Genomic DNA, 4,905 nt, shown 5'->3' with positions numbered 1-4,905 from the left:
AATTGAGCGCCAGCCGGCAGGCCGTCGTTCTGGGGATCAGCCGGGGCAGCGTCTACTACAAGCCCCGCCCGGACTCAGACGCCGATCTGAAGTTGATCCAAGCCTTGATCAACGTGCCATTGACCGAGAAGTGCTCGTCCGACAACAGGGACGCGACCTCGCGATGGGCCAGAATCGCCGCCATCACCTTGCGCGACATCTCGGTGGTCAGCAGCCGGTCGCGGTTCTTCGTGAATACCGTGGGGACCCAGACTGGATCGTCAATCCCGAGGCCCACGAACCAGCGCAGCATCAGGTTGTAATCCATTTGCTCCATCAACTGGCGTTCAGAGCGAATGGAGAACAGGATTTGTAAATGGCTTGCCCAGATCAGCCGCTCGGGCGGGATCGAGGGCCGTCCGAAGTCGATGTAAAGCGCCTCGAAATCAGCATCCAGACTGGCCAGCGCGTCGCTGACCACCTGCCTGATCTTGCGCAGCGGATGCCGCGCGGGGATGCGCTCTTCCAGATCAACATTGCTGAACAGCGACCCGCTCGTCTCGTCTGTCCCGCGCATCATCACACCCGCCGCTATCGTCAGGGAAGTGAATCATGTTCTTAAATCGCTGTCCAGGCGGGACTATTTCAGCGGCCTGCTAGGGCTTTCGCGAATCAACCGCGACTGTTCAGGAACTATTTCCCCATTCAAGAGCCTTTGTTCACGACCTAACGACAATCGCCGGTGAGGAAGTTTTGCTTGTTCGAAGCCTATTTGCGGAAAAAGGCTGAATTTCAATGTGTTCAAAAAATGCGCTGCGCATTTTTCAATTCTGGCAAAATTATGTCTTGTTTTAGGCAGTCTAGGAGAGTTCACTGTTAACGTGGACGTAAATGCAAGTAAGTGCTGATCATTCGGTGTTTTCATTGGAATGAATGTTCCTGCATTGGATGTCGAATGCCTACTCGCTTGTAAATGTGTGTCGAGGCATTCATTTTTGGCCTTTGGTCACTTTTCAGAAACGCCTGTCTGCAGGCGCGGTTCTGAACGGAAAAGGCCGAGCGGCGCAGTTTAGTAGTTGTTTGGTGAACAGATCTAACCGTTTTGCCCTAAGACCTCTTGGGGCCGTAATAATTATAGGAGGTTTCCATGCCTTTGCCGATATTGAATGGACTTGTTCTGCATCTGGAAACAGCGTCGGGATTAACCACGCAGAGTGGGACAGTTACGCGATGGGAGGATGCTTCAGCATCCGATATCGTCCTAAACGCGTCGGGAGATCCTACTCTCGTATCAGGGCTGACGCCAGCTGGCCTTCCAGCTATAGCCTTTGATGGGGAGGTAGACACGCTTGGGGCAGTTCTTGGACTGAGTGCTCTGCCTACTGGTAATGCAAACCGGACGATATTCTTTGTGGTTGATTATCTGGACACGAACGGGCGGTCATCTGGTGTGACCTATGGCACCAGCACGACCAATCAGACCTTTGGACTGGTAGCTAGCGGTTCTACGGGCAATTACGGGGTTCAGGGCTGGGGCGGCCAGAACGATTTTGACAGTGGAACGGATGGGATCTCACCGGGTTGGGCGGTGCAGTCGGTGGTGCTTAATGACAATGTTCTGTCGCAGTATCTCGACGGGGACCTGATCGATACTGATACGCATACGTTTAACACCACGTTGACCCAATTGGTGCTGGGGGCCCATATCGGGGGGGCTGCCGAAGGCGAAATGAACATTGCTGCCGTGCTGATCTATGACCGGGCGCTGAACGCAGTGGAGCGTGCAGATGTCGAAACCTATCTGACTAACAAGTACCTGACAGACGACGGCATAAACGACACGCCGATCGCAATTGGCGAAATCCTGGATGCGGGGATAGGAGTCACGACCGAGCTGGATATTCTCGGAAATGACTATGATGATGCTGTCTTGGACGGTTCGGCGATCACCATCTTAGATGGTCCGGATCATGGGACGATCGACAGCATTGATCCGGTGACCGGGCGCGTCACATACACCCATAACGGAAGCAGCGGTAGTTCGGACAGCTTCACCTACCAGTTAACTGATGCGAACGGTGCGGTGTCCGACGTGGCGACGGCCAGCTTGGATATCGGAACCCTGCCTTTGTCACTGGATGGGTTCCGTGACGAAGCTGTTGTTACCCGAGGAGATATGACAGGGGGGTCGCCTTTTTTCCTGCCAATCTCGATGGCCTTCCTGCCCGACAACCGGATGCTTTTGCTGTCCAAGGACGGGGAAATCCGGATTGTCGACCCGGAAACCGGGTCAAACAGCATCTATATGACCATCAACAATATCGATTCTGGCCAAGAGCGGGGTCTGCTGGACATCACGCTTGACCCAGATTTCGCGAATAACGGCTATTTCTATCTCTACTATACACCGAATAATCCGGAAAATGCCCGCATAGCGCGGTTCGAACATCAGGAAAATTCAGGGGGGCTTACCTCGACGGGGGCTTTGAACAGCGAATTTACCGTTTGGGAAGACACCGATGGATATTTGGCCTGCTGCCATTATGGCGGGGGTTTGGATTTTGGCCCCGATGGCAAGCTTTGGCTGACCACCTCTGACAAGTTCCAGTCTACAACCCCGGGTGAAGGAGCCGCGGGCGGGAATGATATCATGCTTGATCCGGCGTCGTCCTCGGGCAAGATCATTCGGGTCAATTCGGACGGCACGGTACCGGATGGTTCCGATGGCTGGGCGGCTAACCCTTGGGTAGATCCCAACGACGGCTTTAACGATTATGCTTGGGCCTACGGCCTGCGAAATCCCTTTCGTGCGCGTTGGGATGCCGAATATGGCCAATTCTATATCGGTGAGGTCGGTGGCAATCAGCAGCTAATCGCTCATGACGATATTCATACCAGCTCGCTGAGTCAGGCTGGTGCGTTTTATGGCTGGCCCTTCTACGAAGGCACGCCCAACACCTACGTGAATGGTGGCGCGAGCCCGGAAGATCCAAACGACTATCCACTGCCGGATAACGATCTTGCAGATGCGGCCGCCGGTGATTTTTATTCTGCGCCGATCTTCTCAATCGACCATCAGGGGCAGTCGACCTCGATTACAGGTGGTGAAGTTTATCGCGGCAACATGTTTCCGGAGGAATGGGACGGAGTCTATTTCTACGGCGATTACACCAATGATTTCATCAAGTACTTGGTCTTGGATGATACTGGCACGCAGGTTCTAGGGAACTTTGATTTCAAGCCATCAGCGCAGCTTCCGGGCACCACGAATGAGATTGTCGCGCTGACTGTAGGAGAAGACGGCGCACTGTATTATGTGATGATAGCTTCTGGTGAGGTGCGCCGAATTACTTTCGACAACAACGCTGCGCCGGAGATTGTAACGGCCAGTCTCACACCGCTCACAGGTGACCTGCCGCTGGTAGTCACCTTTACGGCATCTGTCGCCGACGCCGAAGGTGATGCGATGACCTATAGGCTGAATTTTGGGGATGGGACAATCGTCAATGACGTGGTTGCCGTCGATGGTATAATTTCGGTCCAGCACACCTATACGATTGATGGCCGCTATAACGTGTCGCTGTCGGTATCGGACCCGGGCCATACGGTGCTTTCATCGGCTTTCCAGATCGAGGCAGGGGATGTCAACTTCGCTCCTGTTATCACCGACGAACAATCGGATCTGGCCATCGGAGGTGCCGGTACAACTGAGATCACTTTTACAGCTACCGCAATTGACCCCGACAATGATGCGATGAACTACGTCTGGCACTTCGGGGACGGCAATAGCACCACCGGGGTGGTTGGGCCGACCGGAGAAGTCACGGCTAGCCATACTTATGCCACCGAAGGTTCGTTTGAAGCCTTTCTTGAGGTGACGGACGGGACTGATACGAGCTTTTCGTCAAATATAGAGATACAGGTTGGAATTTCAGATCAGGTTCCTGTAACGAATGGGTTGGTGCTGCTGTTGCAGTCGGACATCAAGATTGGCCTAGCAGCGGGCAATACGGTTTCGGCTTGGCTGGACGGCTCGGGTAGCGGCAACAACCTGTTTGCTCAGGGTGATCCGCAGCTAGTGGCCAACGCAACGCCGACGGGTCAGGCCGCGCTTGCCTTTGACGGGTCTGGTGATCTGCTGGAAAGGGTCAACGCCACCGACACGATTTTCAACCTCCCCACTGGCAACGCGGACCGGACGATATTCTTTGTGGTCGATTATCTGGATCACGAAGGGGTTTCAGCGGGTGTTGCCTATGGCGACGGTGCGCGAAATGAAACGTTTGGTCTGGTTTCGAGTTGGAATAACGAAGGCCTGTCGGTGCAGGGTTATGGCGGATCGAACGACTTCGATTCGGGCATTGAGGCGGTGAGCCCTGGCTGGCTTGTGCAGTCGGTGGTTCTAGACGATGGCGCGTTCAACCACTACCTGAACGGTGGGCTGATCGATAGCGGCACCCATGCTTTCAATACCGACCTGAAGCGGCTTGTGCTGGGTGACGAGATCGGGGGACTGGGTGAAAGCCAACTCGAGATCGCTGCCGTACTGATCTATGACCGGGCGCTGAACGAGAGTGAACGAGTGCAGGTCGAAGACTTCCTGCAGAAAAAATATATTGCCGATCCTGACAATATTGCGCCGGTTGCTGCCGATGATGCGGTGACCTTTGTCGAAGACACGGCTATTGTCGGGAATGTTTTGGCCGACAATGGCAACGGAGTGGACAACGATGCCAATGGCGACACTTTGAGCGTGTCGCTGATCAGCGATGTCAGCAATGGTACGCTTGTGCTGAACGCGGACGGCACGTTCAACTACACACCAGATGCAAATTACAACGATGTGGACAGCTTCATCTACCAGTTGAGCGACGGGAAGGGCGGCGTTGATCAAGCGACTGTCAACCTGACTGGAACACCTGTCGA

The 4,905-nt window shown here is 54.4% G+C and carries 1 protein-coding gene and 1 pseudogene; one reads left to right on the top strand and one right to left on the bottom strand.

The features are described 5' to 3' along the window. A pseudogene (locus tag ACSSVY_RS22560) lies at window positions 1–556 on the bottom strand (transposase); the annotation flags it as partial. A gap of 834 nt (window positions 557–1,390) precedes the next feature. Between ACSSVY_RS22560 and ACSSVY_RS22555 the strand changes: the two are divergent. After that, on the top strand, window positions 1,391–4,905 hold a 3,515-nt coding region (locus tag ACSSVY_RS22555; RefSeq protein WP_454272268.1), incomplete at its 3' end, for a PQQ-dependent sugar dehydrogenase.

The sequence above is a fragment of the Roseovarius sp. MBR-51 genome, assembly GCF_053628575.1.
This window is presented reverse-complemented; position numbering and strand designations above follow the sequence as displayed.